Origin of the sequence: Sphingomonas sp. R86520 (assembly GCF_042466285.1) — a bacterium.
In the GTDB taxonomy this organism is placed as follows: Bacteria; Pseudomonadota; Alphaproteobacteria; order Sphingomonadales; family Sphingomonadaceae; genus Sphingomonas.
Genome location: NZ_JAXHBZ010000004.1, coordinates 49065 through 66177, shown reverse-complemented (window position 1 = coordinate 66177; position 17113 = coordinate 49065). Strand labels below are relative to the sequence as shown.

The following is a 17113-nucleotide window of genomic DNA, read 5'->3' as shown; positions in this document are numbered from 1 at the left end:
CGCCGCAGAAACTCGTTAAAGGTGGCCCCACGATCGAATGGACAGGGCGTGATACCTCGCTTGGCGGGACCGCGACGGCGCCCGCAGGACGATACGAGCGGCGCCAGCGTGCAGTGGCGCACGAACGATTGCCGGCCACTAACCCGACGCAATCTGTGGTGGGCCGGCAGGGAAGGGGGCAGCCTGATCTGGCGCCGTCAATCTGCTTTCGGGTATCCTGCTCGGCCGCGCTGAAGCGAGCGCCGGCGGTCAGCCTCCGTCGGCGCAACACCCAGACAGGCCGTGGCTGCCAAGATTGGAGAACCGCTGCGTTCGATCCCGGCCAATGAACCTACCGCATAGAATGGTGGATCGAAGGTCATCCCTTGCCCACGCTAGGTTCGATCAAATCCCATCGGTTTCCGTAGAGGTCCTCGAAGACCGCCACCGTGCCATATGGTTCATGGCGAGGCACTTCGACAAAACGGATGCCCCGCTGCGTGTAAGCGAGGTGGTCACGGGCAAAGTCGTCTGTTTCGAGAAACAGGAAAACGCGACCGCCGCTTTGATCGCCGATCGCCTCACGTTGCCGGTCGCCAACCGCTCGCGCTTGTAACAGTCCGTTCGCCGCACCATGCGGCGCGACCACCACCCACCGCTTGTCATCAGTCAGCGTGATATCTTCACGCAGTTCGAAGCCAAGCTTCTGAACGAAGAAGGAGAGCGCGGTGTCATATTCGTCGACAAGGAGAGCGGTCAGGTTCAAGCGTTGAGGCATCCGATGAGGCTGCCCTAACCTGGACGCCAAGCCAACGCCGGCTTCTCGTCTTGATGGTGGATCGGGAAGCCTAGCCTAGCGACGCAAGCTGGCTTGCCACCGCTTTGCCGCCGTGTTTCGAGATAGCCGTCGCGATTGCCCGGGCATCCGCTTTGTCGATCGCTGCAATTTTAACCCGCTCGAGCGCTGCGGTGAGAACGGGACGACCAGCGTCTCGAGCCGTCTGCTCCGCCGCCTTTGCCTGTTCGTCCAGATGAGCAAGTTCCGCTTTTAGAGCTTCCCGCCGAGCCTCGATTGTTGCGAGATCGACGGCGTTTCTTGTTCGGGCCATTCTTTGAATCCGGTTTCAATAGAGAACAACTTAGGAGGTTGCGGGCAATCCAGAAAATAGCAGTTAGCCGTGCCTAATGGTGCAAACGCCTTGCGCCGGGACCACAAGACCGAAAGCTACTTGTCGCAAGCGCACAGTCAATCTCTTTTCACCTCCGCGCTTGTAGTGATTTAGCTCCAAAAAGATCGTTGTTTCATGAGGATAGGCAATTACTAGGGATGGCAGGATATGCCTCACGGCACCAATGTTTAACATTGGCTTGTGGGGCGCCGCTGCACGGGGCTTTTGCGATGAATGTAGGCCTGCGGTTGAAAGAGGAGTTGGTCGCCGAGATCGACCGCGTTGCCACAGCGAACGGGCAGAACCGCAGCAGCTGGATGGCAAGCGTGCTGGCCAACGCCGTGCTGGCTCCGGAGAACGATGACATCCCGGTGCTGCCAATTCAGGGCAGGGGGCATCCCGACGACCTCGTTCGCGTCACCGTCCGGCTCGACCGGAGCGAGGTCGAAGGCATCGACACCGTAGCGGCGCCGATGAAGATGACGCGAAACGAATGGATCAAACGCACGCTTCGCTGGCAGCTTTGGGACAAGGCGGGCGTGCTGAGGCTGGCGCCAGCCACCCAGGCTGAGATCGTCAAGTTGCGCAAGCAGGTGCTTCTGATCGGCCGGAACATCAATCAAGCGGTCCATGCGATGAACGCCGCGAACCAGCCCGAAAGCTCGCTCGACATCGCTCGCATCGCCGGTCCCTTTATCGAGAAATGTGAGGAACTAAAGAAGCTGCTGTTTACGACCCGGCTGGCCCTCTCTGCTTCGATCGGGGCAGAGGTCGGGTACTGGACCGAAACCTACCGAGCGTCAGGAACGTGAGCTTCCGCTTCTCTTCCGGAACGATGGACTCCATGGCGGGCGTCTTCGCGCCGCCCAAGAAGTACCGCCTCGGGACCGGAGGCGGCAGTGCAAAGGGCCCGAGTACCGGGGGCACGATGCTCGGCCTGGCTGTCGCGTCGATGGTCCCGAACGCCGCATCCTCCCCGGCCAAGTCGCGTCCCAGTGCGCAGGCGAAGCACGCTTTCGGGGGCGGATCGCAGGCCCGGATGAACGGCCGTGCCATAATGATCGCGGAGCGCACATCACGTCGCGTTCCAGAGGTCATGGTGCGGATCACGGGGCGTCAGCATGGCGGCGGACACGTCCTTGCCAACTTCGCCTATATCAGTCGGCTGGGGCATGGTCCCGACGAGGAACTCGGGCTTGAAACCAGCGAGGGCATCGTGCTGCGCGACGGACGGGACATGCAAATTCTCGCGAAGGATTGGCACAACTTCGAGATGGACGGGGACGCCAGACGCAAGGGTGCGACGTCCATATCGATGATCCTCTCGATGCCGACGGGGACCGATCCGGAGCGTTTGAAAGCGGCGGCCCTGGACTTCGCACGCGAAGAGTTTGCGAACCGGTCGTGGGTTGCCGGCCTTCACGTCGATCGCGACCATCCGCACGTTCACATCACGATCGCGCGTCGCGACTTTGACGGGCGCCGCTTTCATCCGGACCGAGATGATCTGTTTCGATGGCGGCAACGCTTCGCCGAGAAGCTTCGCGAACGCGGCATCGAGGCCAACGCCACGCCGACCAGGGCGCGCGGTATTGACCCCGCGCATGAGCACATTGCGGTACAAAAGATGCGCGACAAGGGGCAGGTTCCGCGGCTCGATAGGAGCCGGGCGGAGCGCGCCATGCGCCTCCGCGACCAGGGTATCTCCGACCCGGTCGAGGCCGTTCTTGCAAGTCGGCAGGCCATCGTTCGCGCGACCTATATGCGATCCGTCGCAGAGCTGTCGGCTTCGCCCTCCCTCGCCGATCAGGTGGTGGCACAGAGCCTCGGGCGGTTCGTCGCGGCATTGCCGCCGCCCGAGCCCAACTCCACCCGGGCGATGCGTGCCGTTTCACCGTCCCGCAGGCGCGACGCGATCGTCGATGCTCGGACGCGCCCGTCTGTTGCGGACCCCGGGCTCGATTCGATCGCAGCAGCACTGGAGCGTTCTCGCGTCACGCGTGGAAAGCTGGAGGCCAAGCAAGCACTCCGGGAGAGCCCCGACCGAGCCAAAGACATGCCGCATGAACGCCTACCCTCGGGTGTATCGGAGCGCCTTCGCTCGCTTATGGACAAGGCCGAACGGGAGGCCACAGCACCGACGCCAAGCAAGCCGCAGGAGGTCCTTCGCGAGATATTGGATCGTGATCGCGCAACTCTGGACCGCGCGCGTTCGCCGGATAGGGGTGGGCCAGAACGATGAGCACGGACCAGGTAAGCGTTGCTCTGGCAGGCGTTCTGGACGCGTTGACGCTCGTGCAGGAGCAACTCGATGCGCTGACCGAAAGCGGCCAGCGCATCGAGGCGACACACAGAGAGATCATCCATAGGCTCGACACGATCGATGCGAGCCAGGCCGCAGTGGCGGATTTGACGCCAGTCCTCGAGATGATCCTTGGACGATCGATCGACGATCGTGCGATCATGACGACGCAGCTCGGTACGATTGCAGTGGCCGTCGGCTTCGCCCATTCCGCGGCTAACGGTAACCCGGCACCGCTGCCTGTCGCAGTAGCCAGCAATCCACTCTTCGAGCGTTTCGTCTTGGCTCAACCCGCGGATCTGTCGTCCAACGAGCGGGCTTTGGCGGACTGGCGCAAAGCCGCGTCGGCCACCAGCACAGCGGAGCTTATTGCTCTCCTGAACTGGCAGTACCTGCCTTCAGCAACGGATACCCCGGAAACCCGGGTTCTGCGCTACCGTCTGGCGGCACTCACGCGGGCCGAAATCAAGGGCAGGGGTGCCGCGCCGCCGGCACCGCCAAGCACCACCGTTGCGGGCGATCGGACGGCCTCGGCTTGCATGATCCGGTCTCACGAACTTGCCGAGCTTTGGCGGGCGGGCGAGAGCGCAGCGCTCTTCGCCGACCCCGAGCTTGCTGGCTCGCTCGACCTGTTTGCGCAGGCCGAGCGACGGGGGGAGGGGTTTGCCGATGATCTGTTGTCGACCGGACTCGCTGACCTCCATCGCATGCTCGGCGACCGGCTTGCAGCGGGCGAGCGACCCTCGGCGGCCGAGGGGCATACACAGAATGATGATTACCGTGAGGTCGGGATGCAGCCCGATCGGCACCGGTAGGCTCATACCACGCGACCGGTATTGTTCATTCGGCAACGCTCAACGCGGTCAGATGGAATGGTGCTCGTCGGTGCATCCCACTGAAGGCAGCGTCTCTCCGTCCTTGGACTGCGTAGTTCCCGAGGCTCAACCGCACCCGTCGGAGCGCCTAGAGCCAATGGTACCTTGCAGCGCGCGCTGGATGGGTGCGGCCTACGATTTGCCGCGACCCCGGCAGCGACTGCGCATGAGATCGGGCCTCGACATGAGCGTACAGGAGAAAATCGTGGCGCATGCCGGGAGGCATGCCGTCATTCTGTGTCATCCCGATGCGCACAGCTTCAATCACGGGATCGCGAAGGCCTATTGCGATGCCGTCCGTACCGCCGGGCAGGACGTCGTCTTTCGCGATCTTTACGCGATCGGGTTCGATCCGGTGCTGAAGGCGGACGAGATGCCGACGATCGCCCACCCGGCCCTATCGACCGACGTGACAGCAGAGCTCGATCTGCTCGCGGGATGTGACGTGTTCGTCCTGATCTATCCGATCTGGTTCGGCTCGCCCCCGGCGATGATGAAGGGCTATATCGAGCGTGTGCTGGGCTCGGGTGTTGTACCCGCGGACATCCAGAAGCAGGTTCGTACCGATCTGCTCGGCAACAAGCGATTGCTCAGCTTCACCACCTCGGCGACGACCGACATCTGGCTGAACGAGCAGGGCCAGGAGCAGGGCCTGCGTAGCGTCCTCGACAACTATTTGATGCACGCCTTCGGCATGCACTCGCAGGAGCATCACCGCTTCGATCACATCACGCCGGGGCTCAGCGAGCGTTTCGCGCACCAGTATTTCCTGGAGATTGAGGGTCACGCGCAGCGTGTCTGTGCTCACATCGCATTTGGTGACGAAGCCATTCTTCAGGACCCCAAGCTCGCGCGCCGCTTTACGCGGTGATGACGCATGCCTTGGGCGGTATACCGATGCGGGCACGCTTAGCTGTCGATGCTGTGCCGCTGTCCGTAGTTCCCATAGCTACCGCAGCGTCATCGTCCAAGGCTTTGACGCGTAAACGAGCCGCGGAAATCTTGCTCCTGACTTTGCTCATAACATTGGCGCTGGGCCTGTGGCGATGCGCCTAGGATTGAGATCCTTCGACGGGCCTGATCCTCCCAGCTTGGTCCTCCTTGGCGATCGCCTATGAGCGTTTTGGTCCAGCTGGGTATCGCTTCCGTAATGGTCTTTGCCACGGTGCTGATCCATTTCATCGGCTTGTCGGCGCTGCTCGTAGTGGTTCGTCGCTATCACGGACACGCCAATCATCGCCGGAAAGCTATCGGAGATGCCATTGCGATCCTCGGCGCTGCGATTGGACTGTCTGCACTGCACAGCGCGGAAATCTGGCTCTACGCGGCCCTCTACTGGCAAAGGGATGTCTTCACGTCGTTCGAGCAGGGGCTCTATTTCTCCACATCGACCTATGCGACGATCGGCTACGGCGATGTCGTCCTTCCCCTGCAAAGCCGGCTGATCGGCGCGATCGAAGGCGCCAACGGAATCCTCCTGTTCGGCTGGTCGACCGCGTTCCTGTTCTCGGTCGTCGACCGGATGAAGCTTCTCGAGCGCGAACTAGATGCACCAGTGCATCACCAACAGGACGAGGCTCATGACAAATGATCGCATCCATCATCCAGGGCTCGCTGCCAAGATCATGTCCGCCGACGATGCGGCCGGACTGATCGACAACGGCATGACGGTCGGCATGAGCGGCTTCACCGGCTCGGGCTATCCCAAGGCGGTGCCGTTGGCGCTGGCGGCCAGGATCGAGCGCGAACACGCGGCCGGACGGCCGTTTAAGGCGCGAATCTGGACCGGTGCTTCGACCGGGCCTGAACTGGACGGCGCGCTGGCCAAGGCCGACGGGATCGAGTTCCGGCTGCCTTACAACTCCGACCCGATCGCCAGGGACAAGATCAATCGCGGCGAGATGGAATATTTCGACATGCACTTGAGTCAGGTTGCGCCAATGGCGTGGCAGGGCTTTCTCGGCCCGCTCGACGTCGCGCTCATCGAGGTCGCCGGGATCCGCGCGGACGGATCTCTGATCCCGTCGTCTTCGGTCGGTAACAACAAAACCTGGCTCGACCGCGCGGACAAGATCATCCTCGAGGTCAACAGCTGGCAAAACCCCGCGCTCGAAGGGATGCACGACATCTATTACGGGACGGCGCTCCCGCCGCATCGCATCCCTATTCCGCTCGTTCGTCCCGATGATCGGATCGGCGACGCGTATTTCCGGTGCGACCCAGATAAGGTCATTGCTGTGGTCGAAACCGCCGCGCCGGATCGCAACCTGCCGTTCGCGGCCCCGGACGCAGCCGCAAAGGCCATCGCCGGCCATCTCCTCGAGTTTCTGCGCCACGAGGTCCGTCTCGGCCGGCTCCCGCCAGCGTTGCTTCCCCTACAGTCTGGGGTCGGCAATATCGCCAACGCCGTGCTGGGCGCGCTTGTCGACAGCGAGTTCGAGGACATGACGGCCTATACCGAGGTAATCCAGGACGGCATGCTCGACCTCCTGGCTTGCGGGAAGCTGCGCATGGCGTCGGCAACGGCCTTTTCGCTCAGTCCGGAAGCTGCGGCAGCGCTCAATGCCGATCTTGGCCGTTATCACGACCGCCTCATCCTCCGCCCGCAGGAGATCAGTAACCACCCAGAACTTATCCGCCGGCTGGGCTGCATCGCGATGAACGGGCTGATCGAGGCCGATATTTACGGGAACGTCAATTCGACCCACATCATGGGGTCGCGGATCCAGAACGGCATCGGCGGCTCAGGCGATTTTGCCCGAAATGCATATGTCTCGATCTTCATGACCCCCTCCACGGCGCGCGAGGGCAATATATCGGCCATCGTGCCGCAGGCGTCACACGTCGATCACATCAACCAGGATGTTCAGGTTATCGTGACGGAGCAGGGTCTGGCCGACCTGCGCGGCCTATCGCCCAAGCAGCGCGCCGAGCTGATCATCGCCAAATGTGCGCACCCGAGCTACCGGCTGGCACTCGAGAATTATTACCGGCGTGCACGCCGTTCGTCCTACGGACAGCAGACACCATCGCTACCGTCCGAAGCATTGTCCTGGCATCAGCGCTTCATGGACACCGGCACGATGCGGATGTGACGGGACCAAGCCACCCCCATCGATAACGCTGAGCCCGTGCATTCCGGGCAGCCAACAGCGACCCTAACGAAACTGCGTAATTTCCGAGGGTGAGAGCGCGACGGCGGCAGGTGTAATCAGGTGCGCTGTGGCAGCTCTAAAGCTTAGCGATCCCGCGCACTCAAGGAATCTCCATGCCTGATTTGATGCAAGCCGCCGTTGTGGAGGCATTCGGCAAGCCCTTGGTGCTGCGGGAGCAGAGCGTGCCCGTCCCAGGCCCGGGCCAGATCCTGGTCAGGACGGAGGCTTGCGGCGTCTGTCATACGGATCTTCATGCCGCGCGCGGCGACTGGCCGGTCAAGCCCGTGCCACCGTTCATCCCCGGTCATGAGGGAATCGGGATCGTCGTCGCGCTCGGTGCAGGCGTGACGATCGTCAAGGAAGGCGACCGCGTTGGTGTGCCCTGGATGTATTCGGCGTGCGGGCACTGCGAATATTGCCTCTCGGCCTGGGAAACGGTGTGTCCCGAGATCCAGTTCAGCGGCTACACACGCAACGGTGGGTTCGCCGAATACATCCTCGCCGACCCGAATTACGTCGCGCACATCCCCGACGGCCTATCCGCTGTTCAGGCTGCGCCAATCATCTGCGCCGGCATCACCACCTACAAGGGGCTGAAGGAAACCGGCGCGCGACCGGGCGAATGGGTTGCCGTCTCCGGGGTTGGCGGACTTGGGCATCTTGCCGTGCAATATGCCAAGGCGATGGGTCTTCGCGTTTGCGCGGTTGATGTCGATGACGACAAACTGGCGCACGCGAAGGCACTCGGCGCGGAACTCCTGATCAATGCGCGCGAGCGCGATCCGATTACCGCGCTCAAGGACGGCACAGGAGGGGGTGCGCACGGCGTGCTCATCACTGCCCCGTCGCTGACCGCATTCAACCAGGGTGTCGCGATGACGCGGCGGCACGGAACCTGCGTCCTCGTCGGCCTGCCGCCCGGCGACTTTCCGCTGCCGTTGTTTGACGTCGTGGCGGCCTGCATCACGGTGCGCGGCTCGTTCGTCGGCACCCGCAAGGATATGGCCGAAGCCTTGGCCTTTGCCGCCGACGGCAAGGTGAAGGCCGACATCGAGCTCCAGCCCTTGTCGGCAATCAACGATGTGTTCGACCGCCTCGAACACGGCAAGGTGCCTTCGCGTGTCGTCCTCGATTTTGGAAGTCAGTCATGAGTACGACTACGCTTCCAAATCAGCGTTTCGTCCGGGAAGTTCCCTACCTACAGCAGCCGCTGACGTCGGACATGCTGAGGCGGATGAACGCCTATTGGCGCGCCGCCAACTATCTGTCGGTTGGCCAGATCTACCTGCGTGACAATGCGATGCTTGATCGCCCGCTGACGATCGCCGACGTGAAGCCGCGGTTGCTCGGCCACTGGGGCACGACGCCGGGGCTGAACTTCCTCTACGTCCACCTCAATCGCCTGATCGTCGAGCATGATCTCAACATGATCAACGTCATCGGGCCGGGGCATGGCGGGCCGGGCCTCGTCGCCAACACCTATCTCGAAGGCTCGTACACCGAACGCTATCCCGCGATCGAGCGCAGCCGCAGCGGCATGCACCGCCTGTTCCGGCAATTCTCTTGGCCGGGCGGTATCCCGAGCCATGTCGCGCCCGAGACGCCGGGGTCGATCCATGAAGGCGGCGAACTTGGCTATTCGCTGGCGCATGCCTACGGTGCGGCATTCGATAACCCGGACCTGATCGTCGCCTGTATAGTTGGCGACGGAGAGGCGGAGACCGGTGCGCTGGCGACAAGCTGGCACTCGAACAAGTTCCTCAATCCCGCGCGCGATGGGGCGGTGCTGCCGATCCTGCATCTCAACGGATTCAAGATCGCCAACCCGACGATCCTGGCACGCATCGAGCCCTATGAACTCGATGCGCTGCTGCGCGGCTATGGCCATGAGCCCTATTTCGTCGAGGGCAGCGATCCCGACACGGTCCATCAGGCGCTGGCCGCTGCGATGGATCGTGCGCTGGCGCGCATTCAGGAGATCCAGGCTGAAGCGCGTGTCGAGGGCGTGGTGCCCGAGCGCCCGCGCTGGCCGATGATCGTGTTCCGGACGCCCAAGGGCTGGACGGGACCGAAGTTCGTCGACGGCAAGCCCGTCGAGGGCACGTGGCGTGCGCATCAGGTGCCGATCGCCGACTTCAAGGATCCCGAGCACCTGCGCCAGCTCGAGGCATGGATGCGTAGCTATCGTCCTGAAGAGCTGTTCGACGCCGACGGTAAATTTCTCGACGAATATGCTTCGCTCGCGCCAACCGGGCACCGCCGGATGGGCGCAAACCCGCACGCCAATGGCGGCGAACTGATGGTGCCGTTGTCGCTGCCGGATTTCCACAGCTATGCGGTTCCGGTCGTGGAGGCCGGCCAGGTCAAGACCGAGGCGACCCGCGTCCTCGGGGCATATCTGCGCGATGTCATGAAGCTCAATTTGGCGACGGTGAACTTCCGCCTGTTCGGGCCCGACGAGACCGCCTCCAACCGCCTGGCCGACGTGTACGGCGTCAGCGGCAAGGTCTGGATGGCCGAGATCGAGCCCGTCGACGAAAACCTTTCGCCCGATGGCCGCGTGATGGAAGTACTGAGCGAGCACCTCTGCCAAGGCTGGCTCGAGGGATATCTGCTGACGGGCCGCCACGGGCTGTTCTCGTGCTACGAGGCGTTCGTCCACATCATCGACTCGATGGTCAACCAGCACGCCAAATGGCTGAAGGTGACGAAGGGCATCCCGTGGCGCCGGCCGATCGCCTCGCTCAACTATCTACTGACCTCGCATGTCTGGCGACAGGACCATAATGGGCTGTCGCACCAGGACCCGGGGTTCATCGACCATGTCGCCAACAAGACCGCGGACGTGGCGCGGATTTACCTGCCGCCGGACGCGAACTGCCTGTTGTCGGTCGCCGATCACTGCCTGCGCAGCCGCGGCTATGTGAACGTGATCGTCGCGGGCAAACAGCCCGAATGGCAGTGGCTAGGGATCGACGCGGCGGTCCGGCACTGCACGGCAGGCGCCGGCGTCTGGGACTGGGCCGGGGACGATGCGGAACCCGACGTCGTGATGGCGTGTGCTGGCGACGTCCCGACGCTGGAGGCGCTGGCCGCGGTCACGATGCTGCGTGCCTATGTGCCCGATATCCGCATCCGGGTGGTCAATGTCGTCGACCTCATGGTCCTGCAGCCGCGATCCGAGCACCCGCACGGCTTGGACGACCGCGAGTTCGACGCGATGTTCACCTGCGACAAGCCAGTGATCTTCGCGTTCCACGGCTATCCGGCGCTGATCCACAAGCTCACCTATGCGCGTGCCAACCACGCCAACATTCATGTGCGCGGCTACAAGGAGATGGGCACGACGACGACGCCGTTCGACATGGTCGTGCTGAACGATCTCGACCGCTATCGCCTGGCGCTCGACGCGATCGAGCGCATCCCGCGGCTCCGTGACCGAGTGCCGGCCGAGACCGCGCGCTACTGGACGACGATGGAGCGCCACAAGCTCTACATCGCCGAGCATGGCGACGACATGCCGGAGGTGCGCGACTGGCAGTGGAGGCGCTGATGCCGACCGACGCGGTGGTGCTGGCGCTCAACAGCGGGTCGTCGTCGCTGAAATACGGACTGTATGCTGTGGAGAGCGGCGTCCCTGCATCGCTCCTCAGCGGCACGATCGAGACCGCCGACGCGCATGGTAGCTTCTTCGACGCTGTCGCCACAGCGCTCAGCAAAGTAAGCGCGCCAGCCCCCACCGTAATCGGCCACCGGATCGTCCATGGTGGCCCGCATCGCTCAGAGCATTGCGTGATCGACGACGCGGTGATGGCCGATCTCGAGACGGCCTGCGCCTTCGCGCCGCTGCACGGGCCGGCGTCGCTTGCACTGATCCGGATGGCGCAGGCGCGCTATCCGGGGGTGCCGCAGGTGGCATGCTTCGATACGGCCTTCCACGCGGGGATGCCCGAGGTTGCGCGGACGCTGCCGATCCCGCTCGCGTACCGCGCCGATGGGCTCCGGCGGTACGGTTTTCACGGGCTGTCGTGCGAGTCGATCATCCGCCAGATGGGAGACGATGTGCCGCAGCGCCTGGTCATCGCTCATCTCGGCAACGGTGCCAGCATTACCGCGGTCGAGAATGGTCGATCGATCGACACCAGCATGGGCCTGACGCCGTCCGGCGGCGTGATGATGGCGACCCGCACCGGCGACCTGGATCCAGGGGTGCTGCTCCATCTGCTGCGCGAGAAGGCCATGTCCACAGAGGCCTTGGCCACCATGATCGACCACGGCTCGGGCATGACGGGAGTTTCCGGGCTTTCGGGCGACATGCGCCGCCTGCGGGCTGCCAATGGGGCCGATATCAATGCTGATCTGGCGATTCGGATGTTCGAGCGCTCGGTGTGCAAACAGGTCGCCGCGATGGCGGCCTCGCTCGGCGGGATCGATATGCTCGTGCTGACCGGTGGGATAGGCGAGCACGACGCGGCGACGGTGCAGTCGATCCGCACAGGGCTCGCCTGGCTTCCCGGGCTTCGGGTCAATATGATTGCGTCGCAGGAAGACGACCAGATCGCACGCCATGCGTCGCTTTTGGCACCGCCGACCGCCGGGCGGTCCCAGGCAGGTACGTGATTTCCGATGCCCGACGCCCCGCCGGATACGGGATATGACTTTTCTCACGGAACCCCACCGGTCGGTCGCCGCACCATGCGGGACCCGAGGTCGGGCGGCCGACGAGGATATTGCCCATGACCGAACGGAAAGCCGAGACGCAATATCTTCGCAGACGCGTAGAGGACTCGCTAGCCATGGCGGCGGCCGCTGCCGGACCTTGCGCCCAGATCGCGCATCTGACGCTGGCGCGGCTCTACGGCGAGGAGATCGATGCGCTGATCGCGCGTCCGGGTCGCCCGACATTCCATGCGCTGCTGGCGAACGCGACGCGCGCCGACGTTCCAACCGGAACGGGACAGGAGAAGACGATGATCCTCGCGCTGGCAGACGAAGAACGGCAACTGGCGTCGCTGTTGCTCGCGTGATGCCCAGCGCCGCGGCGAACGCTGCCGTTTTCCATTCAGCCCTCAAGTCTTGAGATGGCGGAAGCCCTGCGATCTCCCGCGATCACGGTCATCGAGCCAGACCTGTCCACGGCAGCGGCCTTCCGCATCATTCTCGACTCGAAGCTGATCCAGATCAAGACGAATATCGGACCCACTTTGGGTGGAAACCCGGAAGGCCTTCACCGTCTGCGCATCGCGCTCCGCGGTGCGCGGGCGGTGCTTCAGCTCTTCTCTCCGATGATGCCTGTCGCAGGGATGGCATCGCTGGACCGGGATCTGCAGCGGGTCTGCCGGATTTGCGGGGTCGGTCGCGATTGGGACGTCTTCTGCCTCGAGACCCTACCGGCTGCGCGGCTTGCACGCCCTTCCGTGGCCTCCCCGGCGTTGTTGGATGCCGCACAGACCCACCGCGCCGCCTCGCATCGCGCCGTGACGGGCGCCCTTCAAGGGGCTCGTTTCACACTCCTGCTCGATCGTCTGGCGATCCTGAGCCGTGCAAAGCATCGTTCGTCCCCGCACTATCGCGACGCGTGCTTTTTCCGATCGATTGCGATCAGCGCCCCAGTCCTTCTCGACCGGATGGCTCGGCGGACCGCTAAGCGCGGGCGCCATGTCCGCCGCCTCTCGGCCCGCATGCTCCATACCTACCGCAAATCGCTCGACAGACTGTTTGACGATACGGGCAGCTTCACCCGGACGTTCGCCACTGGAGACGTCGAGACCTATCGCACGCACTGCATGGCGCTCCAGGAGATCCTCGGACTTGCCAACGACGCCGCGGTCACCAAGCAGCTCGTCGCCGAACTGAAGTCGGACGGCCGAGCCGATTGTGCCACGTCCGTCGAAGCGCTTGAACGTTGGAACAGACACCGACGACGCTCGGCGCTGATGGACCTTAAGCGCTCGCATGACGTGTTTCGGCGTACCCGACGGTTCTGGGCGTCGGCGCCCCATGATCGGGGTCGAGACCGGCCGTCGCGCTAGGCGTGACGTCGACCTGCGGTTTCCACCGTCTGCGACCGCATCGCTGCCTTGGTATGCAACGCAGCACGGATCAGCACGAATCCCGGAAGCAGCGGGAGCCACAGGGTGAACACGCGCAGGAGGAGGGTCGCTGCGAGCGCTGCCTCGAGCGGTACGCCCATGAGGCTCAGCATCCCCGTTGAGCCGGCTTCGAACGTGCCGAGGCCAAGCGGGATGGGTCCGAGCGTCGCGACCATGGAGGCCGCCATGACCGCGACGAACGCGGTGGGAAAAGAAACATCCTGACCGAGCGCGAGGAAGCAGGCCATCAAGCTTGCGGAGTCCGCGAGGAACACGAGCGCGTTCACGGCAGCCGCGCGAGAGATGAGACCGCGATCGGCGAGCAGACTGCCCGGTGCCTCGCCGACGATCAGCATGAGGTTTCGAACGACGGCGAAGCGGGCGAGCATGGGAGACAGGGGGTGTCGACCGCGCCACCGGATCAAGATCGCCAGCGCCGGTATCGCGAGCGCGACTACGAGGAAGAGCAGCACGAAGGCACCGATCCACAGCGACGCAAGACCCTTGCCCCAGAGGATCGCCAGCATCGCCAGCGCACAGATCGAATAGGCCGCATAGAAGCCGGTCATCGACACCAATAATGCCGCCACGGCAGTACCCCGCTTGACGCCGAGCCCGGTCAGCCGATCGACGACGAACATGTTCCCGCCCATGCCGGCGACCGGCACGACCTGATCTGCAAAGAGCTTGCCGATCGCGATCGGAAAAAGCCGCGTGATCGGTTTCGGCGTTCCCGCCGCCGCGAGGACGATCTTCCAGCCGGTGGCGACGCAGAGATAGGTCGCAGCCTGAAGGACGAGCGCTGCGAACAACCATCCCGGACGCGCGCTGCGCAGCATCGCGGCGAACGCGTCCAGATCCCCGATCCGCACGACCGCGGTCACGACGAGCGCAATCGCCGCGAGACCAAGAATCCACCCGGTGTGTCGCAGCAGACTGCGGCGAAGCGACGTCATCATGGTCATGCCCGGTGGGCACGCTTGCGCGAGCGATGGGCCACCGGGCGGTGCAGGCGCTCGAACAGGAACGTCTTCAGCAGATCCGCCATCACGAGATAGGCGATTGTCACGCCACCGAGCGCTAACACCACGGGCAGGGGAGGAGTCACGAAACCGAACCAGCTGCCAGCCGGCGTGAACGGCAGAATCATTGCCACCGCCAGCGCACCAAGCGATGATGCCGCCAGCGCCGGGCGCGGCAAGTCCGCCCATGGCCGACCATTGGTGCGGATCACGAAAATCACCAGGATCTGCGTCGCCATCGACTCCAGGAACCAGGCGGTGCGGAACTCGGCCGGCGCGACATGGAAGACGAGCGACAGCCCGGCAAAGGTCAGCAGGTCGAAAACCGATGAAAGAGGACCCATGACCGCTGCGAACCGGATCAGGCCGCGCATATCCCAGACCTGCGGCCGCGCGACGGCTTCGGGGCGGACCCCGTCGAACGGGATGCCGATTTCCGATACGTCGTAGAGCAGATTGTTGAGCAGGATCTGGGTCGGCAGCATCGGCAGGAAAGGCAGGAACAGCGAGGCCGCCGCCATCGAGAGCATGTTGCCGAAGTTCGAGCTGGCCCCCATCCGGACGTACTTCAGGATGTTGGCGAACGTCCGCCGTCCTTCCTCGACGCCGTCCGCGACGACGCCCAGATCGCTGTCGAGCATGATCATGTCGGCCGATGCCTGTGCAACGCTGGCCGCCCCCTCAACCGACAGGCCGATGTCGGCGAGCTTGAGCGCCGGCGCGTCGTTGATGCCATCGCCCAGATATCCGACCACGGCGCCGCTTGCCTGAAGCGCGCGGACAAGCCGCGCCTTCTGGTCCGGCGTCAGCCGGCCATAAGCGTCGACAGAGCGGACCTGCACGGCAAGCGCGTCATCGCTGAGCCGCGCAATGTCCGCACCTGACAGGACCCGCTCGGTCGCAAGACCGACGAGTCCGGCCAGCCGCCCCACCACGACCGGATCGTCGCCCGAGAGGATCTTCAGGCGAATGCCGGCCGCCTTCAGCCGCGCGACCGCGGCCTGCGCCGTTGCCTTGGGCGGGTCCGCGAAGGCGCACAGCCCCTCATATACCATGCCCGCCTCGTCGGCCGCTTCCGGGGAGTGCACCGCGCCTGTCCAGCGGCGCGACGCGATCGCGATGGCGCGCAGGCCCTGCTCGGCGAGTTGGCGGACCTGCTCCAACACGGCGTCGCGCGCTGCCGGATCGAGAACGCCGGCGCTGGAGGTCGAGCACGCGGCCAGCACCGCCTCGGGCGCGCCTTTCGAGATCAGGACCAAGCCATCCTGGCCCTGCGCCAGGACCGAGCCGAGCCGCCGTTCGAAATCGAATACGCTCTGCGCGGCGAGCGTCCAGCCGTCAGCCGCCTTGGGAGTCGCCGTGACAAGGGCGACGTCGAGCGCGCCATGGTCGCCGCCAAGGGCCGCTGCGATCCCGCCGAGCCGGGAAGGTTCGGGACCATCGGTGCCTGCCGGGCCGATGCTGCGTGCAAGGCTGATCTGCGCCGAGGTCAGCGTGCCCGTCTTGTCGGTGCACAGGATCGTCATCGCACCGAGGTCGTGGATAGACGCAAGGCGCTTCACGATTACCTTGCGCTTCGCCATCCGCATCGCGCCGCGCGACAGCGTGACGGTGGTGATCATCGGCAGCAACTCGGGTGTCAGCCCGACGGCCAGCGCGACCGCGAACAGCAGCGATTGCAGCAGCGGCCGCCCGAGGAAGATACTCGCCGCCAGGACGACGACGACCAGCGCCAGCGTGAGACGCGTCGTCAACAGGCCATAGGCATGCAGGTCGCGCTCGAACGGGGAGGGGGGCTGGGCGATCGCCAAAGCGGCTGCGGCCGACCCGAACAGCGTGTCGCGTCCCGTGCCGACGACCAGCGCCGTCGCCGAGCCGGTCTGGGCGATCGCCCCTCTGAACAGTGCGTTCGTCGCCTCAGCCGCGGTCTCGCCCGTTACGATGCCGGGCTTCTTGTCGACCGGATAGGGCTCGCCGGTCAGCGCCGCCTCGTTCGCGGTGAAAGCGACGCTCTCGAGGATGAGCGCGTCGGCCGGGATGATGTCGCCGGCCTTCACCCGCACGATGTCGCCAGGGATCACGGAATCGATTGGGACCTCAGTCCATGCGCCGCCGCGTCGGACGCTGGCGGATACCGCAACGGACTGGCGCAGCGTCTCGGCGGCATGGACGGCGCGGCCCTCCTGGTAGGTGTCGAGCAGGACCGAGACGGCGAGGATGACAACGATGATCGATCCGCCGATGGCGTCACCGGTCGCTCCGGACACGATGCCGGCAGCAAGCAGGATCAGCGACAACGGCTCCAGCAGCCGACGGACGATCGCGCGTATCGATCCCACGCGCGTTTCGGCACTGTCGCTATTGGGACCATGCGACGCCAGCCGTGCCGACGCTTCCACGACGCTCAGGCCATCGGGCGTGGCACCGAGTTTCCCGAGCAGCGCGTCGGCTGACTGCGTCCAGAACGGAGCGGTTGGCGGTGGCAGCGTGCGCGTGGCCGCCGGATCAGCGTCCACCGG

The 17113-nt window shown here is 64.4% G+C and carries 15 protein-coding genes; 11 read left to right on the top strand and 4 right to left on the bottom strand.

Translation table 11 applies throughout. The features are described 5' to 3' along the window. Positions 1-358 precede the first annotated feature (358 nt). Both SJY41_RS22170 and SJY41_RS22165 read right to left on the bottom strand, forming a co-directional pair. Positions 359-757: a VOC family protein gene (locus SJY41_RS22170; RefSeq protein WP_380784499.1), complete on the bottom strand. Its 399-nt coding sequence runs from the start codon at positions 755-757 to the stop codon at positions 359-361. 70 nt (positions 758-827) lie between these two features. Further along, a complete protein-coding gene (locus tag SJY41_RS22165) occupies positions 828-1088 on the bottom strand; it encodes a hypothetical protein (RefSeq protein ID WP_107959486.1) in 261 nt (86 codons plus the stop codon). 290 nt (positions 1089-1378) lie between these two features. Between SJY41_RS22165 and SJY41_RS22160 the strand changes: the two genes are divergently transcribed. The 11 genes from SJY41_RS22160 (at position 1379) to SJY41_RS22110 (ending at position 13512) form a co-directional block, all read left to right on the top strand. Beyond that, the gene (locus tag SJY41_RS22160) at positions 1379-1960 is read left to right on the top strand and encodes a hypothetical protein (RefSeq protein WP_380784498.1); all 582 of its coding nucleotides are present in this window, start codon (positions 1379-1381) and stop codon (positions 1958-1960) included. Positions 1961-1992: 32 nt separating this feature from the next. Further along, positions 1993-3390 carry a relaxase/mobilization nuclease domain-containing protein gene (locus SJY41_RS22155; RefSeq protein ID WP_380784497.1) on the top strand — a complete coding sequence of 466 codons (1398 nt, stop codon included), beginning with the start codon at positions 1993-1995 and terminating at the stop codon, positions 3388-3390. Beyond that, complete coding sequence (locus SJY41_RS22150) at positions 3387-4265, top strand: hypothetical protein (protein ID WP_380784496.1); 879 nt, start codon at positions 3387-3389, stop codon at positions 4263-4265. Before SJY41_RS22155 ends, SJY41_RS22150 begins: the two co-directional genes overlap by 4 nt. 226 nt (positions 4266-4491) lie before the next feature. Continuing rightward, positions 4492-5196 carry an NAD(P)H-dependent oxidoreductase gene (locus tag SJY41_RS22145; protein ID WP_380784495.1) on the top strand — a complete coding sequence of 235 codons (705 nt, stop codon included), beginning with the start codon at positions 4492-4494 and terminating at the stop codon, positions 5194-5196. A gap of 243 nt (positions 5197-5439) precedes the next feature. After that, positions 5440-5916, top strand: a complete 477-nt coding sequence (locus tag SJY41_RS22140; protein ID WP_380784494.1) for a potassium channel family protein — start codon at positions 5440-5442, stop codon at positions 5914-5916. Then, entirely contained in the window at positions 5906-7420 is a 1515-nt protein-coding gene (locus SJY41_RS22135) for an acetyl-CoA hydrolase/transferase family protein (protein WP_380784493.1), read from the top strand. The genes SJY41_RS22140 and SJY41_RS22135 overlap by 11 nt, the downstream gene beginning before the upstream one ends. Positions 7421-7593: 173 nt before the next feature. Further along, on the top strand, positions 7594-8631 hold the full coding sequence (gene adhP / locus SJY41_RS22130; protein ID WP_380784492.1) for an alcohol dehydrogenase AdhP: 1038 nt from the start codon (positions 7594-7596) through the stop codon (positions 8629-8631). Next, the gene (locus SJY41_RS22125; protein WP_380784491.1) at positions 8628-11033 is read left to right on the top strand and encodes a phosphoketolase; all 2406 of its coding nucleotides are present in this window, start codon (positions 8628-8630) and stop codon (positions 11031-11033) included. Before adhP ends, SJY41_RS22125 begins: the two co-directional genes overlap by 4 nt. After that, on the top strand, positions 11033-12100 hold the full coding sequence (locus SJY41_RS22120) for an acetate/propionate family kinase (protein ID WP_380784490.1): 1068 nt from the start codon (positions 11033-11035) through the stop codon (positions 12098-12100). The genes SJY41_RS22125 and SJY41_RS22120 overlap by 1 nt, the downstream gene beginning before the upstream one ends. A gap of 116 nt (positions 12101-12216) precedes the next feature. Continuing rightward, the gene (locus SJY41_RS22115; protein WP_380784489.1) at positions 12217-12507 is read left to right on the top strand and encodes a hypothetical protein; all 291 of its coding nucleotides are present in this window, start codon (positions 12217-12219) and stop codon (positions 12505-12507) included. A 54-nt stretch (positions 12508-12561) separates the two neighbouring features. Continuing rightward, a complete protein-coding gene (locus SJY41_RS22110; protein WP_380784488.1) occupies positions 12562-13512 on the top strand; it encodes a CHAD domain-containing protein in 951 nt (316 codons plus the stop codon). Here SJY41_RS22110 and SJY41_RS22105 read toward each other — a convergent pair. Further along, positions 13509-14537, bottom strand: a complete 1029-nt coding sequence (locus SJY41_RS22105; protein WP_380784487.1) for a YbhN family protein — start codon at positions 14535-14537, stop codon at positions 13509-13511. The two genes, SJY41_RS22110 and SJY41_RS22105, sit on opposite strands and share 4 nt — an antisense overlap. Next, on the bottom strand, positions 14534-17110 hold the full coding sequence (mgtA, locus tag SJY41_RS22100) for a magnesium-translocating P-type ATPase (RefSeq protein WP_380784486.1): 2577 nt from the start codon (positions 17108-17110) through the stop codon (positions 14534-14536). The genes SJY41_RS22105 and mgtA overlap by 4 nt, the downstream gene beginning before the upstream one ends. Positions 17111-17113 lie beyond the last annotated feature (3 nt).